Origin of the sequence: Microcystis flos-aquae FACHB-1344 (genome assembly GCF_014698375.1) — a bacterium.
In the GTDB taxonomy this organism is placed as follows: Bacteria; Cyanobacteriota; Cyanobacteriia; order Cyanobacteriales; family Microcystaceae; genus Microcystis; species Microcystis aeruginosa.
The window spans coordinates 14,367-35,828 of record NZ_JACJSW010000191.1; the positions used below are offsets into that span (position 1 = coordinate 14,367).

Here is a 21,462-nt window from a genome sequence, read left to right on the forward strand (position 1 = left end):
ATCAATTTTTGCAGGTGTATTCTCGTTTTCCCTTCAATCCGCCGGAGGGAGAAGGATCGGCTCGAAAACCGTCACATCCTCTTGATTTAACCTTTGAGCTAGATCAGCTTCTTCCAATCTTTCTAGAAAGGGCAAAATATCACTAAATGCCCGAAAACCTAAACTTTCAAGCTCATCGATGGTGATCGAATCGTCGGAGATATTACCTTTGCGTTGCAAAAGCAGACGAATTCTTTCCTCTTTGGCGTTTAAGGCCGCTTGTTGTCGGAAATCCTTTTCGGCTGCTTTTAATCCTTTTTCGAGAACTTCCATCGTGATCGTTTTAACCTGAAGATCGGCCGCAGTGGAGAGTACTTTATTTCCCAAGCGGTTGAACAAACGGGGTTTGCCGAGAGAAACCTCACAAAAACGTCTTGCCGCATCTGGTAAAAAGGGAAGTACACACCTGTCATCTTTCGGATCCGTACAATCGTTGTTAATTCTGGCACTTTTGAGATAGTTAATTAACATCTGGTATGTGGTATCGGCATCTAGTTCTTCTAGTGGCAAATGCAAGTCAAATAAACCGCGTTCACTGGTTAATAAATCTCCCGTCATCCCGATGGGGTGGGCCGTCAGCATAAACCAAGCCCGACCTTTTAACATTCCCTGCGCGTCGTGCATCATTTGCCGTACCACACTAGGATTTTGTTTATCTAGATCATCAATCGCGATCAGAATCCCCTGCGGATATTCTTCTTGCGCCCGCTCTAACAATGTATCGAAGCTCACAGTCGGATATTGAAATTTCGTAATCGGTAAATCTTTCTCGCCGATTTTACCACCGATTCCTAAACTACCGCTAATTTCAGCGCTACGCTCTTTCAATGGTTTTTCGGTGGGAATTCCCATCTGATGGAGTTGACGCTGCGCCCAATCGTCATTTGGCATCGCTCTAGCGAGGGCGATCAGTGCTGTAGTGGCGATATCTAAACCTGCGGGTAGAGATATATAGGTAGTCAACATTTGCGGACGATTGCGGCGCATAACCGACAATACTTCCAGTAAAAAAGCACTTTTGCCGATTCCTAAACGACCAGAAACCAGAATCCGACGACGCTCGCGACTTTGGAACAGATTAAACACCCGTCCCAATTCATTTTCTCGCCCGGTAAAAACACGATCGAGGGTATCGCTGTTTAAATCGATCGGGCTTTCGGTAAAGGGGATTTCCTTCAGTCCTAACCGTTGGATATTGTCAAAGGATTGCTTAAAAAGATCATCGGCACTTGTCATAAATATACCTCGCTGGTTTGTCGTTCGATCGCCCGTCGAGAAGCTTGATAGATAATGTCTATCTCCTCCACTTTATCGGGATCGGTCTGTGGTAGTTGTTGGTAGATTGCTTTCGCTCGATCGAGTTCCTCCATTCCTTTCTCTAGATGTCCTTGGGATACGAAAACATTCCCCAATCCAGTGCGACTTTTAGCGATTCCGGGTAAATCCTGTAAATATTCGTACCAACGCAGGGCATCGCGATAGTAGAGACGGGCTTTCTCTCGATCGGACAGAACTTCGTAGGCGCGGCCGGTGTGGTAGAGCGCGTTCGCATGGGCTAGGCGATCGTCACTGGTGCTAAGTTGATTGACGCTATTTAACAATAGTTGTAACCCTTGCTGCCATTCGCCATCCCGCACCAGACGACTACCGAGAATGGTTTGGGTAGTGGGCAGCGCCTTCCAGATATCTTTTCGATCGTAATGTTCGGGACTAATCAGATCTAGGGCGGTTTTATAAGCTACTAAAGCCTGTCGGAGATCGTCGAAATTTTTGTCGCGATCGTACCTTTGAGAAAGAGCTATTCCTAATCGGTATTGAGAGTCAATAAAATCTTGACAACCTGCGGGGGAGACTTCTAGAGCTTCTTGAAGTAGAGCGATCGCAGTATCGAGATCGCCGGGGTTATCCCGTTGCATCAAAGCTTCTGCCAAATCCCCTTTATTCTTCGCCCATCTCACAGGAAGTGCGGCGCGAGTAAAGATTTGAGCGGCTTGATTGTAGAGATCGATCGCCCGTTCTAAATTGTCCTTCCGCTCTCCTAAAACTCGCTCGCAATAGGCATTGGCCAAATTCTGCTGACTCATCGCCCAATTTTCGGGGAAATTCTCGCGGGTATAGACTTCTAACGCTTGCCCGTACAGTTCGATCGCTTTCTCCAGATTCTCCGCCCGATCGCCCAGTATTCGATTAATGTAAGCGCTGGCAAGGTTATTGAGGGTTCCCGCCCAATCTACGGGGAAATTCTCGCGGGTTCTAACTTCTAAAGCTTGCCCGTACAGTTCGATCGCTTTCTCTAGATTTTCCGCCCGATCGCCCAGTATTCGATTAATGTAAGCGCTGGCGAGGTTATTGAGGGTCATCGCCCAATAGACGGGGAAATTCTTGCGGGTTCTAACTTCTAAAGCTTGCCCGTACAGTTCGATCGCTTTCTCCAGATTATCAGCCCGATCGCCCCGAATTCGATCGCTGTAAGCGATAGCGAGGTTATTAAGGATTCTTGCCAAATCGACGGGGAAATTCTTGCGGGTATAGATTTCTAAAGCTTGCCCGTACAGTTCGATCGCTTTCTCCAGATTATCAGCCCGATCACCCCGAATTCGATCGCTGTAAGCGAGAGCGAGGTTATTGAGGGTTCCCGCCCAATCTACGGGGAAATTTTTGCGGGTTCTAACTTCTAAAGCTTGCTCGTACAGTTTGATCGCCCTTTCTAGATTCTCAGCCCTGTCGCCCAGTATTCTGTTTTTGCAAGCGATAGCGAGGTTATTAAGGATTCTTGCCCAATCGACGGGGAAATTCTTGCGGGTGTAAATTTTTAGGCTGAGATTATGAGCAATAATACTTAATTCTAAATTTGTTGCTCGATCGCCTAACGGAAACTTGTCAATGGTGACATCAATGGTGACAGCAAAATTCTCGAAAAGGCAGGCTATTTTTTCTCGCTCGTCTATTGATTTATCGGCGATTAAGCTTGTGAAGACTAAAGGTAAAGCGTCTAAAAGTAAATCATCTAATTTATTAATATTTGCTTTTAAAAATTGCTGTAGCTTCGTTTCATCTCTGGAATTTTTTCGATAAAAATCCCCAAAAGCAAAGAGAAAATCCTTAAATTTTCTCGTGGGAGTTGGCGACTGACCGAATCCTTTCGCTTTTTTCGACATCGTGGTATAAGTTAAGTAGCTGGTTATAATTAAATTAAAAATGGATTTTAGGTTCGATCCCCCCTGCCCCCCTTGATAAGGGGGGTGCCGATAGGCGGGGGGATCCCCCCTGCCCCCCTTGATAAGGGGGGTGCCGATAGGCGGGGGGATCCCCCCTGCCCCCCTTGATAAGGGGGGTGTCTGACAACTTTTAACGCCTACCTACTTAACAATCCAGATTTGTTCCGCATGGCGGGCTGTAAATCGGGATACCCGATCGAGCTATCAATATTTTACCGCAAGGAAAAAGCGCCGGGGATAAAATTGTACTTTCCCTAACCCGAAGTGATGTTTTTTCATCAAAAAAAACTCGATCGCTTAAATGCGATCGAGTCGAGAAAAAATAGACTAATTATTAATAGTCGAAGTCACCACCGCCGGCGGGAGGAGCGGATTTTTCTTTTTCCGGTTTATCCACCACAATACACTCGGTAGTTAAAACCATACCGGCGATAGAAGCGGCATTTTGTAGGGCAGAACGAGTCACTTTCGCGGGGTCAACGATACCCGCCTCAAACATATCGGAGAACTCACCGGTAGCGGCATTATAACCGACATTAAAGGGCTTTTCTTTCACCCGTTCGGCAATAACTGCACCGTTTTGGCCGGCATTTTCAGCGATCCGTTTTAAGGGGGCAGCAATGGCGCGAGAAACGATTAAAGCACCGGTTAATTCTTCATGCTGGAGGGTTTCTTTAGCCCAGGTTTCCAATTGGGGAGCCAGGTGAGCTAAAGTAGTACCACCCCCGGGGACGATACCTTCTTCTACGGCTGCTTTAGTGGCGTTAATTGCGTCTTCTAGGCGCAATTTGCGGTCTTTCATTTCCGTTTCGGTAGCGGCACCGACTTTAATCACTGCCACACCGCCGGCTAATTTAGCCAGACGTTCTTGCAGTTTTTCTTTATCGTAGGAAGAATCGGTTTCCTCGATTTGACGGCGAATTTGCTCACAACGGGTTTTCACTGCCACGTCGTTGCCTTCGGCGACGATGGTGGTGGTATCTTTGTTCATAGTGATACGGCGGGCCGTACCTAAGCTGTCAATTTTAGTGGTTTCCAGTTTTAAACCCGCATCTTCGCTGATTACTTGACCACCGGTTAAGACGGCGATATCTTCTAACATCGCTTTTCTGCGATCGCCAAATCCAGGAGCTTTCACCGCAGTGACGTTAAGAACACCGCGCAGACGGTTAACCACTAGGGTTGCCAAAGCTTCTTTTTCGATGTCTTCGGCGATAATTACTAGGGGTTTGCCTTGACGGGCCACTTGTTCGAGAATGGGAACCAAATCCTGTACTAAACCGATTTTTTTGTCGGTAATCAGAATAGCGGGATCCTCAAAAACGCATTCCATGCGCTCGGTGTCGGTGACAAAGTAGGGAGAGATATAACCTTTGTCAAAACGCATCCCTTCGGTGATTTCTAGTTCGGTGGTCATCGATTTCCCTTCTTCTAGGGAAATTACGCCTTCTTTACCGACTTTATCCATGGCCGAGGCGATCATTTGACCGACTTCATCATCGTTACCGGCAGAGATAGCGCCCACTTGTGCGATCGCTTTGGAATCTTCTACGGGTTTCGCGTGTTTGGCGATTTGACTGACGAGGAAATCGGCAGCTTTATCGATCCCTTTTTTCAGAGAAATCGGGTTAGCACCGGCGGCGACGTTGCGTAAACCTTCTTTAACGATAGCGTGAGCGAGAACGGTGGCGGTAGTAGTACCATCACCCGCTACATCGTTGGTTTTTGAGGCGGCTTGGCGAATTAAAGCCACACCAGTGTTCTCGATATGGTCTTCCAGTTCGATTTCTTTAGCGATGGTGATGCCATCATTGACGATTTGGGGCGCGCCAAATTTCTTTTCGAGGACGACGTTACGACCTTTGGGGCCAAGGGTGACGGCCACCGCTTCGGCCAGCAGATCCATGCCTTTTTCTAAGGCGCGACGGGCATCTTCGTTGTAGATAATAGATTTAGCCATAATGTATCGTTATTCGTGCAAAATAGGGGTTTTCAAGGGTAGATGATTAGGAAACGACGGCGAGAATGTCTTTTTCGGAGAGGAGAACGTATTCTTCGCCACCAAGTTTGATATCGGTTCCGGCATATTTGGAGTAGAGAACTTTGTCACCCACACCCACTTCCACAGGGGTACGGCTGCCGTCATCGTTGCGTTTGCCAGTGCCGACGGTCACGACTTCCCCGATTTGGGGTTTTTCTTGCGCGGCGTCGGGAAGGAAAATGCCACCGGCGGTTTTTTCTTCGCTGGGGCTAACTTTAACGAAAACTCGATCGCCTAGGGGTTTAACAGTAGTTACGTTGATGCTGACTGCAGCCATGGAATATCCTCCGTTTCTTTTGTATTTGGGTAAGTGTCTTTTCCAGATTAGCACTCTTACCTTCCGAGTGCTAATTTACCGAAATACAAGGCCCCCTGACAACTGCTCGATCGGTACGGGTTTCCGAACTATGGTGTTAAGCTAGGGTTTGCTGAATAAGTTTGTTGGTGGGGTTAGGAGTCAGTCGTCGGGAGAATTAAGAATGAGCATTAATCAATTAAATGCTCTATTTAGGGTCGGCTGAAAAAGTAGGGGCGAAGCATTCGGGCAATAACCTATCGGTGAAACCGTAGATTTTCTATCCGAATGCTTCGCCCCTACAGGACGCGGGCCGATGAAGACGCAAGGTTTTGAAGCACGATTCTCTCAAAATCTTGCACCTGTGGGAGCAAGAAAAGCCACAAAACCCTTACCATGCCTACATTTCACATTTATTCAGCCAGCCCTATTTAGGGTTTGCGGCAAAAAGTTTTTCCTAGGGGCAGGGTGTAGGGTGTGGGGTGTGGGGTGTGGGGTTTTACCGATTTTGAGGGGGTCAATTACCTAATTTTCAGGGAAAAAGTCCCTGAATTTCCCCCTGATCACTCCCATATCTGGTACTTTTTGAGGGGAAAAAAGTCCAAAAGTCTTATCCAACAAGGTTTTTAGATTTATTCAGCCGGCCCTATTTAGGGATTTTAGGCAATTTATGCTTATTTTTCTCATTTTTGCCCTCTCAAAAATTAATTATGCAAGAACTCTATTAAATCTGGTTATTAAAAACTGATTATTTATTCTCCCTATTGCTTTTTGCCTCTTGCCTTTTGCCTAAAACCCATAACTTTTGTACCTCACTAGACTGAAAAACGCTATAGTATAAGCTCTTGTGCAAAAACAAAGGAGTTGAGCGGAAACACTCAACTCCTTTGTTTTTTATGCTTGATTCTATCTATAAAGTGTTATTGTGACTGCCAAAAACTTGCGCTTTTAGTGCATCAATTTCGGCTAATAACTCGCGACGATTTTCATCTTTGAGCAGATAGCGCCAGACAAACCAACCAGTGTAAACGATCCCAACTAATTGTAGGATAGGAGCAAGGAGGGGAATATCATCGATCGCATCTAAAACCGCTAGGGTAACTTTCACGGTGACAAAACTGGCTAAAATTGCCCCCAGAACGATTAAAGGTTTTTTGTATCCAGAGAAGAAACTACCGATATAATCGGGGACGTTAGCCAGATAGGACATCACCGAATCCCAAACTGGTTCTACATATTCAGACCAAATCTGTTCGGTGCTGCTGCTGGGTTTGCTCAGAGACCCGGGTAAATCCGTTCTAATCGGATTTTGGGTCTCGGTGGGTTGCATTGATTCCATATTAACTGATCCTCATCATAAAGGTTAGACAGTGCGCGAATACGACCAACGGGGGTCAATTTTAACAGACTGAATAGACTAACTCGCTGTTGCCCATATTATCGGATAATTGCGATACTAGGCGGAAAGTTGCTCAACAACTATTAAGAATCAAGGATTTAGCTTCTCAATTTTATCGTCAGTCTGACCGCAATTCTCTATTCTAACAGCAGGTAGCGATCGGAGTTGAGGAATCAGGGGGTGTCAGTTGGGTGCTAGGGATTGGTTGTTAGGATTAGCAGATAAGATAATTAAATGCAGACTAAATATCTTCGAGATGCGTTCTATGGACTCAACAGTTAGCTTGCTTACCCGCATTACTCAAACACCCGGCCAGTGTGGTGGTCGTCCTTGTATTCGGGGGATGCGAATTCGAGTAACGGATATTTTGGAAATGTTAGCGGAGAATGTGAGCATAACTGAAATTCTAGAAGACTTTCCCGATTTGGAACTCGCAGATATCCAAGCTTGTTTACTTTTTGCAGCACGGTGTACGGATTTTCCTAAACTAACGGCATGAAAATTTGGATTGATGCTCAACTACCTCCAACTCTAGCAAGCTGGTTATCAGCGACCTTTGATTTAGAAGCATCGTCCCTGCGAGACTTATCCCTTCGAGATGCTCAAGATATCGAGATATTTGCAGCAGCGCGAGCGGAAAATGCCGTGATTATGACCAAAGATAGTGACTTTATTGATTTGGTTTGTCGTCTGGGAACACCTCCTCAAATTTTATGGTTAACCTGTGGTAATGTCACAAATCAGAATCTGCGGCGATTACTGACAGCTACTTTACCCGATGCGTTGAAACAACTAGAGCAAGGAACAATAATTGTAGAGATTAGCAATACTCCTTAAAGTCCTTCCCTATTCGTGGATAAGTTGCATGGGTGCGGTGCGAGGATCGATGATTTTCTGACCTAAACCCGAAAATTTGACCGCTAGATTCATTTTTTTGCCCGTACCGAGGATATGGGTCACTTCTCCTTCTCCAAAAGTAGAGTGTAACACTCGATCGCCTACCTGCCATTTTCTTTGATCAGAGACAGTTTTTTCCATGGCAACCACTTTTGGGGTCTTTTTCGGTTTCAGGTTGCTTGTGAGCAATTCTGGGGGCAATTCCTGCAAAAATTGGGAAGCTACCTTCATCTCTTTATTCCCCCAGACATATCTTTCTTTTGCGTAGGTTAAAAATAATTGTTCCTTGGCCCGAGTCACTCCCACATAACACAAACGGCGTTCTTCCTCAAGAGCAATGGGATCGTTTAAACTACGATTATGGGGAAAAATGCCCTGTTCTAAACCGACTAAAAAGACGATAGGAAACTCTAAACCTTTGGCGGAATGAAGGGTCATTAACGAGACTTTTTCTTGACCTTCCTGAAGATTATCTAAATCCGAGGCTAAACTAGCACTAGCGAGAAATTCCTGGAGATTGGTTTCTTCGTTTTCCTCTTGGAATTGTACCACAGCGCTATACAATTCTTGAATATTCTCGATCCGGGTATCAGCTTCCTCGGTTCCCTGCTGTTTTAACTCATCGATATATCCCGAATCTTCCATGATTTTATCTAGGATTTCACTAGCGGATAAATCAGCGATTTTTTCTTGCAGGTTTTGGATAATTTTAGCTAATTTATTGATGCTTTTAGTCGCACGACCGGCGAGAGTATTAACGGAAGTTTCATCGCTGATAATTTCCCATAAAGGTACTCCTAATTCTTGGGCAGCTTTGAGCAAATTATCGATTGTGGTTTTACCGATACCGCGCCGGGGAGTGTTAATAATTCTCAGTAAACTAACGGTATCAGCAGGATTGGCAATCACTCGTAAATAAGCGATCGCATCTTTAATCTCCTGTCGATCATAAAATTTAAATCCCCCGACAATATTATAGGGGATATTATTGCGAATTAACCCATCTTCAAAGGGGCGAGATTGGGCATTAATTCGGTAGAGAATGGCAAAACTACCCCAATTTAATTCGGGGTTTTCTTGGGTAAATTCTCTAATTTTATCAAGAACAAAAGCTGCTTCTTCCTGTTCATCTCTGGCTTTAAAAACATAAATACTCTCGCCTCCTTCTCTGGTGGGAACAAGGACTTTATCGATTCTTTGACTATTCTTTTCAATTAACTTATTTGCCGCTTGCAGAATATTTTCCCGTGAACGATAGTTTTCCTGTAGTTTCACCATCGTGCGAGTATCATCATCGGGTAAACCATCGCCAAAGTCCGCTTGAAAATTGAGCAGAATAGTAAAATCTGCCATCCGAAAACTATAGATAGATTGGTCGGCATCACCCACCACAAAAATCGATCGATCCGTCCAATTCCACTCACTTTTTTTCGTTTCACCATTGGTGGACAAAAGCCGAATTAACTCGTACTGAATCCGGTTAGTGTCTTGGTATTCATCGACTAAAATATGCTTAAATTGCGTGTGCCAATAACCGAGAATAGATTCATTTTGCTGAAAAAGACGGACTGGAACCAGTATCAAATCATCAAAATCTAGGGCATTATTTTGTGCCAATTGCATCTGATAAGCCTGATAAACCTCAGAAATGACCTTTCCCCGAAAATTAGGGTTTTCTCTGGCGTAATCCTCGGGAGTTAACCCTAAATTTTTAGCATTACTAATCGCATAACGTAGATTGCGGGCATCAAATTTTTTATCGTCTAAATTCATCTGTTTAGTGACGATATTTTTCACCAAACTCTGGGCATCAGACTCGTCCATAATCGAAAAATTCCTTTGCCAACTATGACCATATTCATCCTGATATTTATTAATGTCATAGCGCAAAATTCGACCACAAAGACTGTGAAAAGTCCCGATCCAGAGTTTTTTAGTATAATTCCGATAAACTTGAGAAAAGAGTTTTTTCTGTTCGTATTCTTCTAAAAGTTCTAATCTTTGACCGTATTTTTCCTGTGCTTTCTGTTGAGCAAAAGTTTTTTCAATTCTAGTTTTCATTTCCCGGGCCGCCTTATTGGTAAAAGTGACCGCGAGAATATTTTCCGGCTCGACCCCGTGATGACGGATCAAATGGGCGATACGATAGGTTAAAGCGCTAGTTTTTCCCGATCCTGCTCCAGCAACCACCAACAGGGGGCCGCAAAAATGCTCAACAGCAAGGCGCTGGGAAGGATTGAGTTGTTCTAAATAATCGGCTGTGACTGTCATAATCTTTCCCTATAGCTCTGCGACCTCTATTAATCAGGCTACATCATCGAGACGGGGATCGGGCATTAGTCAACCCCTTCAAGAAATAAAAATTTTTTGGGCTAGTTTGTTTCAAATCGCTCAAGATTCTAAGTTGTCATCTACAATGGAATTAGCGGAGACGAAAGTTTCCGTTCACTCCTCACACCACACTCCGTCCGGACAATGTTCGGGCGGTTTCTTATTGAAAATACTCGATCTCTACAAATTCCCTGTTACACTGTATGATCAAAGATTTCTTGGAATCTTTGTGCGTTCAAATGTACTACTATGTGAGGGACATCACTTGTCTAAACGTTATTTGTTCACCTCCGAATCGGTTACGGAGGGACATCCCGATAAAATTTGTGACCAGATTTCTGATACTATTCTCGATGCTCTGTTATCCCAAGATGACCACAGTCGTGTAGCGGCTGAAGTGGTTGTCAATACGGGTTTAGTCTTGATTACCGGTGAAATCACCTCGAAAGCGCAGGTTCATTTCGTCAATTTAGTTCGCAGTAAAATCGCTGAAATCGGTTATATCAACGCAGATAACGGATTTTCCTCGAATAGTTGCACCGTTTTAGTCGCTTTAGACGAACAATCTCCCGATATTTCCCAGGGTGTCACGGCTGCTCAGGAAAATCGCGAACTTCTCAGCAATGATGAACTCGATAAAATTGGTGCGGGAGACCAGGGTATTGTCTTCGGTTTCGCTTGCAATGAAACCCCCGAATTTATGCCCTTACCGATCAGTTTAGCCCACCGCATCGCTCGCCGTTTAGCGGCAGTCAGAAAAACGGGTGAACTGTCCTATCTGCGTCCCGACGGTAAAACGCAAGTATCGGTTATTTATGAAGATGGTCGTCCCGTGGGTATCGATACTATCCTTGTTTCTACCCAACACGATGCTACTATCGGCGATATCACCGATAATGATCTCGTCCAACAAAAGATTAAAAGTGATCTCTGGGAAGCGGTAGTACAACCGGTCTTCAGCGATTTAGAGATTAAACCCGATGCCAATACCCGTTATCTGGTTAATCCCACCGGAAAATTCGTCATTGGTGGACCCCAAGGCGACGCGGGATTAACGGGACGGAAAATTATCGTCGATACCTACGGTGGCTATTCTCGTCACGGTGGCGGCGCTTTCTCCGGTAAGGATCCTACCAAAGTCGATCGCTCCGCGGCCTATGCTTGCCGTTATGTGGCCAAAAATATCGTCGCTGCTGGTTTGGCCGATAAGTGCGAGATTCAAGTGGGTTATGCGATTGGGGTAGCTCGTCCGGTGAGTGTCTTCGTGGAAACCTTTGGCACCGGTAAAGTCGCTGATGATGTGATTCTGGACTTAATCAATAAATACTTTGAACTCCGTCCGGCCGGTATTATCCAAACCTTTAACCTGCGCGGTTTACCCTCGGAAAGAGGCGATCGTTTTTACCAAGATGTGGCCGCTTATGGTCATTTTGGCCGCAATGATCTCGATTTACCCTGGGAAAAGACCGATAAAGCCGCTATCCTCAAAGAAGCTTTGACTTCTGTGGTAGTATAGGGTTAGAAATTAACTGCAATTTTTGATTGAGGAGTAGAGTTTCAGGCTCTATTCCTTTTTTGGACGGTTTTTAAACAGAAAAAGCTATATTTATCAGTAAATCGAATCTGTCTTTCTGTTTGTGTTCTTTGTGCCTTTGTGTTTATCCTTAACTCTTATGGGATAACCGGACAGCAAAAGGTTTAGTTTTAAATATTGATGATACTTTCAACACTTTAGCCTCCCTATTCTCTGGGTCTTCTTGTAGCTAAAAAAAGCTCACCTGTTATACTAAATACGTTGAGTATAGGCTACATATCAGGAGAGGCACTCATGGAAAAGGCAATAGGCAATAGGGTGAATAAATAATCATTCTTTAATAACAGGATTTAGTGTTATTTGTTGATGAGTGAAGATGAATATAGCGTTTCTCATCAAGAGGAAGTGTAACCTGATTGGGTAAGGAAAACTTCCCACCTCACCAATAAGATAACTGCTATATAGTTAAAATTGACAACTTAGGTTAAGATGATGCTAGGTTTCACCAGTTAAAGACCTATGGATAACAAAATTCTCGACGTTCACCATCTCACCGTTGAATTTTCTAATCAGAAAAGAACAACAGTCGCCGTTAATAACATTAGTTTTAGCTTGCAGAAAGGTCAAGTTCTCGGTTGTGTGGGGGAGTCGGGTTCAGGAAAATCCGTCACCTCCCTCGCACTCATGGGATTGGTTCCTTCTCCTGGAAAAATTACCGGGGGAGAAATTTGCTTTCGTCCGGCAAAAGGTCAGTCAATGCAAGCAGTAGATTTATTATCTATTCCCCCGGAAGAATTGCGTTATTATCGCGGGGGAGAAATGGCGATGATTTTCCAAGAACCAATGAGTTCTCTTAATCCAGTTTATAACATCGAGTTTCAACTCACAGAAGCAATTTTACTGCATCAAAAAGTCACCACTGAACAGGCAAAAAATCAAGCCATCTCTCTACTGCAAGAAGTGCGCTTATTACCCAGTGATGAACAGTTAGAGGAGAAGTATATAGAAACTTTTCCCTTAGAAAATAAGGGTCATGTCAGAGAAAAAATTAGAACTTATATTCAGGAACAAAAAGAGGCAATTCTCAAGCGTTATCCTCACGAATTATCGGGGGGACAATTACAAAGGGTAATGATTGCCATGGCGATTTCTTGTAATCCTACCCTATTAATTGCCGATGAACCAACCACCGCTTTAGATGTGACTGTCCAAGCAGAAATATTAAGATTATTAAGAGATTTGTGTAAAAGCGATCGAGAAATGTCAATGGTTTTTATCTCCCACGATTTAGGAGTTATTAACGAAATTGCCGATCAAATTGTCGTGATGTATCAAGGAGAAATTGTCGAACAGGGAACTAAAGAAGAAGTATTAAATTATCCCCAACATCCCTACACAAAAGGTTTACTTGCCTGTCGTCCACGCTTAAACTCTCGTCCAGAAAAATTGCCCACCGTCAGCGATTTTTTACGAGTGGGAAAAGACTCTCAAGGTAAGATTATTGAATTACAGGAAATTACTCCACCAGCAGTTAAATTTATTACTCTCCAAGAGGAAGAAAGCAGAATTGAAGGTTTACAACATCACGAGAATATTTTATCGGTAGAAAATTTATCGGTTAGATTTCCAGTTAAGGGAGTTTTCGGGCAAGTAAAGACCTTTTTTAATGCCGTAGATCAGGTCAGTTTTGCCGTTAAACGGGGGGAAACCCTGGGTTTAGTCGGTGAGTCGGGATGCGGAAAATCTACCTTAGCAAGGACAATTCTGCGCTTAATTCCTGCCACTTCTGGAGATATCTATTTCCGAGGAGAAAATCTCGCTAAATTAAACCCCAGCGATCCAAAATTAAGACTACTGCGACGGGAATTACAGATAGTTTTTCAGAATCCCTACAACTCCCTGAATCCCCGTTTATCCATCGGTAAAGCAATTTTAGAACCGATGGTTATTCATCATACCGGCGGCAATTCCCAAAAGCGACGGCAACGAGTAGAATATTTATTAGAACGAGTTAAACTTGATCCTAATTGGTTTGATCGCTATCCCCATCAATTATCAGGAGGACAACGACAAAGGGTGTGTATTGCTCGCGCTTTAGCCTTAAATCCTCAGTTTATTATCTGTGATGAATCTGTCTCTGCTTTAGATGTTTCCGTGCAAGCGGGAGTCTTAAATTTACTCAAAGAATTACAGCAGGAATTTAATCTCACTTATATCTTTATTTCCCACGATTTAAGTGTCGTCAGATTTATGAGCGATCGCATTATGGTGATGAATAAAGGTAAAATTGAGGAAATGGGTACAGCTAACCAAATTATTAACTCTCCCCAAAGTGATTACACCCGTAAACTTATCGCTTCCATTCCCCAATTTACCGAAAGTATCGCTAGTTAAAATTAGCCATCAAACCTAAAGGATTAGCTGCCTCTAATTGTGCCGATAAACCTAACAAAGTGATTTCATCAGCAGGTTTACCAACTAACTGAATTGCCACGGGTAAACCCTGACTATCCACTCCTGTGGGTAAAGCAATCGCAGGTAAACCACTCGCATTAGCAATCGGAGAAGGGGCAATCCAACCAATCATCTTATTAACCGCTTCTTCCGGTGGTAAATTTTCCCACTCAGCAATTCCGGGGGGTTGATGTAGAAAAATTGGCAAAAGTAAGACATCAAAATTATCAAACATCGCCACAATTTGCCGCGAAATAACGTGCATCTGCCGCACCGCTTGCAGGTATTCCCCCGCACTGCCAGAATTGTCCAATAACCATTGGTTAAGGGGACTTAATAAATCCCTGGGAATTGCCGCCGCTGCCGTCCCCGCTTGCCAAATACGGCGAAAAGGAGCGATTAAAGCCTGTAAATCGGGAGAATACTCCGTTAAATGATGCCCCATACCCTCTAAAATTTTAGCCGTCTCGATCACAGCATTTTTATAGACGGCAGCCGCTTCGCCGAAGGGGGATATGGAAGTAGAAAAAGCGATTCTTAGGGGTTTTACGCCTCTCTGAGTGGCTTGTAGGAAAGAAAAGGGCGGATCGGGTAGCCAGTAGGGATCGCCCGTCGTATAGCCCGAAATCACGGTAAGCAGCGCCGCCCCATCTGCCACCGTCTTAGAAAGAGTGCCGTTAGTGGCGATACCGCTTTGAAATTCCCCCACCGGGGCATAGGAAACGCGCCCGCGACTGGGTTTTATCCCCACCAAACCGCAACAACCCGCCGGAGTACGAATGGAACCGCCACCGTCGGAACCCTGGGCAATCGGGCAGAAACCCGCCGCTACCGCCGCCGCCGCGCCACCACTGGAACCTCCTGCGGTATAATCGCGGTTGAAGGGGTTACGAGTCGGCAAAAAACCCGGATTTTCGGTGTAGGGAAAGGAACCTAGCTGGGAAGTGGCAGTTTTGCCCAGAAGGATAAAACCCGCCATTTTCATTCTGGTGACGATTCCTTCGTCGTATTGGGCAATATTTCCCTGTAAAGCGGCGACTCCGTAACTAACCGGCATTCCGGCGACGGCATTTAAGTCTTTAATGGCGGTGGGAACTCCAAAAAAAGGCGGTAATTCGGCAGTATCGGTGATTTGACTTAATTGTTCCGTTTGGGCGCTCGCGGTTGCTAGGGCGCTTTCCCTGGCGACATGGACAAAACTACCAATTTGACAGTCAAATTTCTCAATTCTGTCGAGGTATAAATGGGTTAATTCTAGGGGGGAGATTTGTTTAGTGCGAATCAGTTGGGCTAATTCTAGGGCGGATTTTTGCAATAATTCATCACTCATGAGCGATCGAGTTAAAATAGGTAAGTGAAAATAATTATATTCGTTAGTGGCAAGATGGTTTTAAAAGAAAAAGACAAAGAAAAAAAAAGTACATTTCCGTCAAAATTTCCCTATCCCCTATCCCCCCTTGTCTTGGAAAATTATGACCCCACAGTTAATTGAAATTCTCTCGGCTGACGAAATTCGTCGCACTATTACCCGTTTGGCTTCGGAAGTTATCGAAAAAAGTGGCGATTTAAATAACTTGATTTTGATCGGTATCTACACGCGAGGAGTGCCTTTAGCTAATTTAATTGCTAATCAAATTGAGAGTTTAGAAGGGGTAAAAGTTCCCGTGGGAGCGATCGATATTACCTTCTATCGCGACGATCTTGATCGCATTAAAACCCGCACTCCTGCTAAAACCAAAATGCCCCTAGATGTGACGGGAAAAACCGTGATTTTAGTCGATGATGTTATCTATAAAGGTCGCACGATCCGCGCCGCTTTCAATGCTATTATTGAGTATGGCAGACCGCAAAAAATCCGCTTATTAGTCCTCGTTGATCGTGGTCATCGGGAATTACCAATTCACCCAGATTTTACGGGCAAAAAACTCCCCACCGCAGCCGAGGAACAGGTAAAAGTTTATCTACAAGAGATTGACGGCAAAGATGGGGTGGAATTAATCAAATAAACAGGAGTTAAGACTATTAGCGAGGAAGGAGTTTGCTAACTAATCCCCAGAGGAAAATAAACAGGATTGCCCCGATAATAGCCACAAAAATACCCGGTATGCTCAAGCTAGAACTCCCTAGGGCAAAACTGCCAGTTTGAAGCAAATTTAACAGGGTTCCCCCCACAAAAGCCCCGATAATTCCTAGCAAAGTCGTGGCCACAATACCACCCCCCTGTCGCCCAGGATAAATAGCTTTTGCGATCGCACCAGCAATAAAGCCCAAAATTATCCAAGAAATGACATTAATCATGATTTTAATCCCGTTCAGTTAATTTTGTCTTTGATGTTTTCGATTGCGTCCTGAGCGGCGTTTTTCATGTCCTCCAACAAATTTTCTGCCTTATCTTTGACATCAGCTGCCACGTTCATTGCCGCTGCTTGTACCTGCTTTAATTCTCCTTCTGCTTTCATTTTCTCGTCGCCAGTTAATTCTCCAGCAGCCGATTGTACTTTCCCCTCGACATTTTTGGCAGCCGCTTTCATTTTGTCTTCGATGCTCATAAATTTTTCCTCGGTCAAGAAATTGTTATTGTTATTTTTATAACACAAATGCGGTAATTACTGCCCTTTAAAAACGTAAATAAATCTTAAGTTTTTGGGAATAATTAGGGCTTGCTGAATAATGGTAAAACCCTTTTAAAATAAAGCTTTTGACCTGTTAAAGTCCGATGTTAGTGCAAGAAAATAGGATTGGGACTTTCAAAAACCTTGCATTATCCTTCTTGTAGTACATCGCTTGGTACAAAAAACAAGGGCAACAAAGCCTGAAACGAGCGGCTCCTGACTCCTGACTCCTGACTCCTACCCCCAGGAAAAACTTTTTCAGCAGACCCTAATTATTATTGGTTTCGCCATTGAGAGCGATCTATATCTGGCAAGGCTTGCGCTTATTGTTAATTTTTTTAAACGGCAAAAAAATTAACAAATTTAACCATCGAATCACCAGAGCCTGCTGAAGCTTTCAGCCTCTATATATTTGCTAAATACAAAAATCATCTATTTTTAGGGCAAGGTAAAAGCAGCAATTACGGGATAATGATCGGAAGGAATAAGATTCAACCAACGAGAACGATCTACTTTTGCCCAATCTAACTGCAAACGGCTATCATAATAAATTGTATCGATGGCTAAATAAGCGGTATCGCTGTAATTATTAAAGCTCATTTGTTCTGCTAATTCCCAATCTGCTAAAGCGTCCTTTAATTTAATTTCTTGCCGGAGAGGTTGAGTTAAAATCTGACGGGGTAATTGCTGAGCATTAACATTAAAATCCCCCGTTAAAAATAGGTAATCTTCTGTTAAATCTAGTTGACAAAAATGCTCTTGTATGCACTTAGCCCCTAAGTCCTTAGCTTGGTCGCTATAGTAATCGAGATGGGTATTATAAAACTGCAAAGTTTGCCCCTCAAGAGTGCCAAATTTAGCCCCCGTTACCATGCGGGGATAAGGATTACCCCAAGCTTCAGTGATACTGCCAATAATATCGGGAGTTTCTGATAGCCAAAATTCGTATATTTCCAAACATTTTAACCGACTTGGTTGATATAAAATCGCACAATGTTCATCTAATCCTGTCCCCCTGCGATCGCCGCCTAAACTTTGGTATTTTGGCAATAAACGGTGTAGATCCAATAGTTGATTAGCGCGAGCTTCCTGAGTACCAATTATATCAGGAGAATAGTGAGCAATTAAAGCCGCTACTGCTTCCCTTCTTACTCGCCAATTACGCTCATCGGGATCGGGTTTATCGTAGCGAATATTAAAGGACATTGCTGTTAGTTTCATAGGAAAATGGAGAATGAGGAAGGGAATCGGGAGTGGGAAGTGGGGAAGTGGGGAAGTGGGGAAGTGGGGAAGTGGGGAAGTGGGGAAGTGGGGAAGTGGGGAAGCTGTCTCATCACCCTATCACCCCAAAACCCTCCGCAACGCGCACGCAGTGACCACCCTATCACCTGAATACTGAATACTGACTCCTGACTCCTAACTCCTAATAATTAATTATCAGGATTTTTTGGCAATTGTCCAGAAGGGAAAAGTCTGACTGGGATTGATGATAACCCCCGTGATGCCATGGCGAGCAAAAGCGTATTCCTTGGTTTGCCAAAGGGGAATATAGGGAACTTCATCGGCGAGAATTTCTTGAATTTTGCCAAAAATTTGCTTTCTTTTGGCTGGGTTACTTTCCCGACGGGATTGTGCGATTAATTGATTCATTTCTTGACTATAAAAAAATGAGCCTTGACTTTGCGATCCTCCTTCTTCGCAGCCAGTTTCTGGGGAACCTTTAGCACAATCTAAAAAGGGATAAATATAGTTATCTGCATCCAAAAAATCTGGATACCAATTAGATAGGGCAGTGGTATAAAGTCCCTGGCTAATATTACGGAAAAAGGCCGCTCCTAGGATACTATTGGGTTCAAATTGAATCCTATTATCTAAATCCCGTTTTGATAGGGCTTTCATCACTGCCGCCACGCTGCTGGAAGTAATCGATCCCGAGGAGTGCCAAACTTCTACAATTGCGGGTTTTTCTGGACTATAACCAGCGGCTTTTAGTAATTGTTTAGCTTGCTCTATATTATGGTTGCCATAGCGCTCTTTAAACACCGGTTGTGACTCGGAAAAAGTAGTAGGAATGAGACTAAAAAGAGGGATGCCTTGACCTTGTAAAATGCGCTCATTAAGTAAATCTCGATCGACTAGAGAAGCAATGGCTTGTCGCACTAAAATATTGTTGGTGGGTTCACTTTTGAGATTGACGCTCATAAAGTTAATTGCTGCCCCAGAAGATTCGATGGCTTGCCATTTTCCCTGCGCCGCTTCTGTGCGTAATTTTCTCACTTGAGGAGGGAGTAAAGATTGATAGGCAATATCCACCGCACCCGTCTGAAAACCGTTGAATAAATTGGCAGGATTCGAGAGATAAATTTGAACATTAACTCCCTTATTTTTGGCCGGTTCTCCCCAATAGCGATCGAAGGCTTCTAAACTAAAAGAATCGCTGGTAACTGCTTTTAATCGATAATGTCCCGTGCCGATAAATTCTTCAGGTTTAAATTTACCCTCGCCAATTTGATAAAATTTGGGTGAAACTGCACAGGCTCCGGGGTAAGCTAAAAGAGCGGGAAAGGCGGCAAAAGGTCTGGTTAGTTTAATAGTAATTTCGTCTTCTTTGGTAGCAGTGATTTTATCAATTGTATCCCGGAGAAGAAAGGAAGGTTCACCACCATTTTTGATAAATCTTTCTAGGGAAAACTTCATCGCCTCTGCGTTAAAAACCGTGCCATCATGAAAAATAACTCCTCGACGTACTGGGATAGTATAGGTCAAACCATCGGGGCTAATTTCGGGCAATTCCGTGGCAAGGAGAGGCTTTAAATTAGTGGTTCCTTCCGCGTAGGTGTAGAGAGTTTCACCGAGATTATAAATAATAAAAAGTCCTGCTAACTCATAACTATCGGCAGGATCGATCGAGCGTGGTTTTAGGGTTGTCCCGATCATCAGGCGATCGCTATCTCGTTGTGGTAAATTGGAATTAGTGGACTGACAGCCCACGGTCAGAAGAAGACAGAGGCAAAATAAACTTAAATAGCGGTAAAGTTGGCGTAAAGGTCTCATCGATGGCGATTAACGGCAGCTAGGTATCAATCAATCCTATCATTTTTGAGGATAATCTTTTTCCCTAGGTTCCCTTAAGGAACTAGGTTGATTGCTTAATTGGTTGGGTAAAATTCTTCAATAACTGGACTGATTACCCGGACAATTAAATTAAATTTTCCGGTCGAGAATGGCAAAAACTTGATCAATTTGGCCAAGAAGAAGAGCCAGGGACGAAAAAGTGTTAAATGGTTCAGGATAGCTGGAGCCATGGAGGTAGATAAACAGGGGAATGGGTCAGATTTTTCAACCTAGATCAGGTGACAGCAACTAATTAGAAACTCATCTTCTTTTATCTATCAGCCATTTAGGTTAATCCTGTCCCTTCTAAACAAGCTCGATCGAAAATTGCCCCCGTGGTTACTGCCGAGGCTAAACTAGCACAAAGAAGATTGGCATCAGTAAAATTTGTTCCGCGTAAAATCGCCCCGAAAAAAATTGCTTCCTCTAAATCAGTTGCCGACAGATCTGCCCCAGAAAGATTAGCGCTAGTAAAATCCGCTTGGGTTAAAATCGCCCCGACAAAACTCACTCCCCGGCCATCGACACCGCGAAAATCCGCCCCGGACAAATCTAGATGATTAAAAACCGCCCCAGCTAAAAAAGCGCCGGCCAAACTTGCCCCAGTCACGATCGCATCGAGGAGAATTGCCCCGCGTAAATCGGCATTACGAAAATCTGCTCCCCTTAAATTTGCCCCGGTCAGGTCAGCACCGCGTAAATTTGCCCGTAAATTCGCCCCTGCTAGGTCGGCCCCCGCTAAATCAGCCCCTGCCAAATTCATGCCCGCTAAATCTTTTATCTCACCCTGACGAATTGCTAATAAATCAATACTGGGAAAAGTCATGTTCAGCCACGGTTAAATCCTGTAAAAATATCTTAGAATATTCGTAAACCTTTGTTAAGAAAGCGCTCCATGTCCCTAGAGCTATTATCCCTAGAAAATATTGAAGAAATCGCCCACCAATACGGATACTGGGCAGTATTTGTCGGCATCACCCTCGAAAATACCGGGATTCCCATCCCCGGGGAAACCATCACCATTGTGGGCGGCTTCCTTGCCGGTAGCGGTGATTTGAACTATTGGTTAGTTTTAGTCAGCGCAATTACAGGAGCAGTTTTAGGCGATAATTTTGGCTATTGGCTCGGTCGCGCTGGGGGTTGGCCGTTTTTGTTAAAAGTTGGCAAATTCTTTCGGATTCCACCTCAAAAACTAGAATTAGCCAAGGAACAATTTAGTAAAAATGCACCCCGGGCGGTCTTTTTCGGTCGCTTCGTGGCCCTGTTAAGAATCTTTGCCGGTCCAATGGCGGGAATTGCCCGAATGCCCTACGGTCGCTTTTTCCTCTGTAATCTCGGTGGAGCAACGGTGTGGGCGACGATTATGGTGACATTATCCTTCTTTTTAGGCCGTTTGTTCCCCTTGCACCAGTTAGTCAGTTCTATGGCTCGTTTTGGTATCTTGGCTTTAATTATCGTCCTGGCCTGGACAATTATCCACCCCATCCTTGAGTCACGGAAAACGTCGGTTTAAGGCCAGGAGGCGGTC

At 44.1% G+C, this 21,462-nt stretch carries 18 protein-coding genes; 6 read left to right on the forward strand and 12 right to left on the reverse strand.

The window, feature by feature from the left end:
- Positions 1-33 precede the first annotated feature (33 nt).
- The 5 genes from H6G48_RS19345 to H6G48_RS19365 form a co-directional block, all read right to left on the reverse strand.
- Positions 34-1,275 (reverse strand): hypothetical protein, encoded by a 1,242-nt coding sequence (locus H6G48_RS19345; protein WP_190722889.1) that lies wholly within the window; start codon positions 1,273-1,275, stop codon positions 34-36.
- The gene (locus H6G48_RS19350; RefSeq protein WP_190722890.1) at positions 1,272-3,197 is read right to left on the reverse strand and encodes a tetratricopeptide repeat protein; all 1,926 of its coding nucleotides are present in this window, start codon (positions 3,195-3,197) and stop codon (positions 1,272-1,274) included. Before H6G48_RS19350 ends, H6G48_RS19345 begins: the two co-directional genes overlap by 4 nt.
- 394 nt (positions 3,198-3,591) lie before the next feature.
- Entirely contained in the window at positions 3,592-5,217 is a 1,626-nt protein-coding gene (gene groL / locus H6G48_RS19355; RefSeq protein ID WP_002755764.1) for a chaperonin GroEL, read from the reverse strand.
- Positions 5,218-5,263: 46 nt separating this feature from the next.
- Positions 5,264-5,575, reverse strand: coding sequence for a co-chaperone GroES (gene groES / locus H6G48_RS19360; protein WP_072926587.1), 312 nt, complete (start codon positions 5,573-5,575; stop codon positions 5,264-5,266).
- Positions 5,576-6,503: 928 nt separating this feature from the next.
- Complete coding sequence (locus tag H6G48_RS19365) at positions 6,504-6,932, reverse strand: CAAD domain-containing protein (protein ID WP_002744522.1); 429 nt, start codon at positions 6,930-6,932, stop codon at positions 6,504-6,506.
- Between the two features lie 325 nt (positions 6,933-7,257).
- On the opposite strand from H6G48_RS19365, the gene H6G48_RS19370 reads away from it, so the two are divergent.
- Together H6G48_RS19370 and H6G48_RS19375 are read left to right on the forward strand one after the other, a co-directional pair.
- Positions 7,258-7,491 carry a DUF433 domain-containing protein gene (locus tag H6G48_RS19370; protein ID WP_039899814.1) on the forward strand — a complete coding sequence of 78 codons (234 nt, stop codon included), beginning with the start codon at positions 7,258-7,260 and terminating at the stop codon, positions 7,489-7,491.
- The gene (locus H6G48_RS19375; RefSeq protein ID WP_002759489.1) at positions 7,488-7,829 is read left to right on the forward strand and encodes a DUF5615 family PIN-like protein; all 342 of its coding nucleotides are present in this window, start codon (positions 7,488-7,490) and stop codon (positions 7,827-7,829) included. The genes H6G48_RS19370 and H6G48_RS19375 overlap by 4 nt, the downstream gene beginning before the upstream one ends.
- Before the next feature lie 9 nt (positions 7,830-7,838).
- Here the strand turns inward: H6G48_RS19375 and pcrA are convergent, their stop codons facing one another.
- Complete coding sequence (gene pcrA / locus H6G48_RS19380) at positions 7,839-10,160, reverse strand: DNA helicase PcrA (RefSeq protein WP_190722891.1); 2,322 nt, start codon at positions 10,158-10,160, stop codon at positions 7,839-7,841.
- Positions 10,161-10,485: 325 nt separating this feature from the next.
- Here pcrA and metK point away from each other — a divergent pair, with 325 nt between their 5' ends.
- Positions 10,486-11,736: a methionine adenosyltransferase gene (gene metK / locus H6G48_RS19385; protein WP_106909849.1), complete on the forward strand. Its 1,251-nt coding sequence runs from the start codon at positions 10,486-10,488 to the stop codon at positions 11,734-11,736.
- 537 nt (positions 11,737-12,273) lie between these two features.
- The gene (locus tag H6G48_RS19390) at positions 12,274-14,148 is read left to right on the forward strand and encodes an ABC transporter ATP-binding protein (protein ID WP_190722892.1); all 1,875 of its coding nucleotides are present in this window, start codon (positions 12,274-12,276) and stop codon (positions 14,146-14,148) included.
- Here the strand turns inward: H6G48_RS19390 and H6G48_RS19395 are convergent.
- Positions 14,141-15,538 carry an amidase gene (locus H6G48_RS19395; RefSeq protein ID WP_190722893.1) on the reverse strand — a complete coding sequence of 466 codons (1,398 nt, stop codon included), beginning with the start codon at positions 15,536-15,538 and terminating at the stop codon, positions 14,141-14,143. The genes H6G48_RS19390 and H6G48_RS19395 overlap by 8 nt on opposite strands.
- A gap of 142 nt (positions 15,539-15,680) precedes the next feature.
- Here H6G48_RS19395 and pyrR point away from each other — a divergent pair, with 142 nt between their 5' ends.
- Positions 15,681-16,214 carry a bifunctional pyr operon transcriptional regulator/uracil phosphoribosyltransferase PyrR gene (gene pyrR / locus H6G48_RS19400; RefSeq protein WP_002759497.1) on the forward strand — a complete coding sequence of 178 codons (534 nt, stop codon included), beginning with the start codon at positions 15,681-15,683 and terminating at the stop codon, positions 16,212-16,214.
- A gap of 16 nt (positions 16,215-16,230) precedes the next feature.
- Here pyrR and H6G48_RS19405 read toward each other — a convergent pair whose 3' ends face one another.
- The 5 genes from H6G48_RS19405 to H6G48_RS19425 form a co-directional block, all read right to left on the reverse strand.
- On the reverse strand, positions 16,231-16,506 hold the full coding sequence (locus tag H6G48_RS19405; protein ID WP_190722894.1) for a GlsB/YeaQ/YmgE family stress response membrane protein: 276 nt from the start codon (positions 16,504-16,506) through the stop codon (positions 16,231-16,233).
- Between the two features lie 14 nt (positions 16,507-16,520).
- Complete coding sequence (locus H6G48_RS19410) at positions 16,521-16,757, reverse strand: CsbD family protein (RefSeq protein WP_052278120.1); 237 nt, start codon at positions 16,755-16,757, stop codon at positions 16,521-16,523.
- 501 nt (positions 16,758-17,258) lie between these two features.
- A complete protein-coding gene (locus H6G48_RS19415; protein ID WP_190722895.1) occupies positions 17,259-18,041 on the reverse strand; it encodes an endonuclease/exonuclease/phosphatase family protein in 783 nt (260 codons plus the stop codon).
- A 216-nt stretch (positions 18,042-18,257) separates the two neighbouring features.
- The gene (locus H6G48_RS19420; RefSeq protein WP_190722896.1) at positions 18,258-19,874 is read right to left on the reverse strand and encodes an ABC transporter substrate-binding protein; all 1,617 of its coding nucleotides are present in this window, start codon (positions 19,872-19,874) and stop codon (positions 18,258-18,260) included.
- Positions 19,875-20,220: 346 nt separating this feature from the next.
- Positions 20,221-20,760: a pentapeptide repeat-containing protein gene (locus tag H6G48_RS19425; RefSeq protein WP_002775354.1), complete on the reverse strand. Its 540-nt coding sequence runs from the start codon at positions 20,758-20,760 to the stop codon at positions 20,221-20,223.
- A gap of 69 nt (positions 20,761-20,829) precedes the next feature.
- On the opposite strand from H6G48_RS19425, the gene H6G48_RS19430 reads away from it, so the two are divergent.
- On the forward strand, positions 20,830-21,447 hold the full coding sequence (locus H6G48_RS19430; RefSeq protein ID WP_147071293.1) for a DedA family protein: 618 nt from the start codon (positions 20,830-20,832) through the stop codon (positions 21,445-21,447).
- The last annotated feature ends 15 nt before the right edge of the window (positions 21,448-21,462 follow it).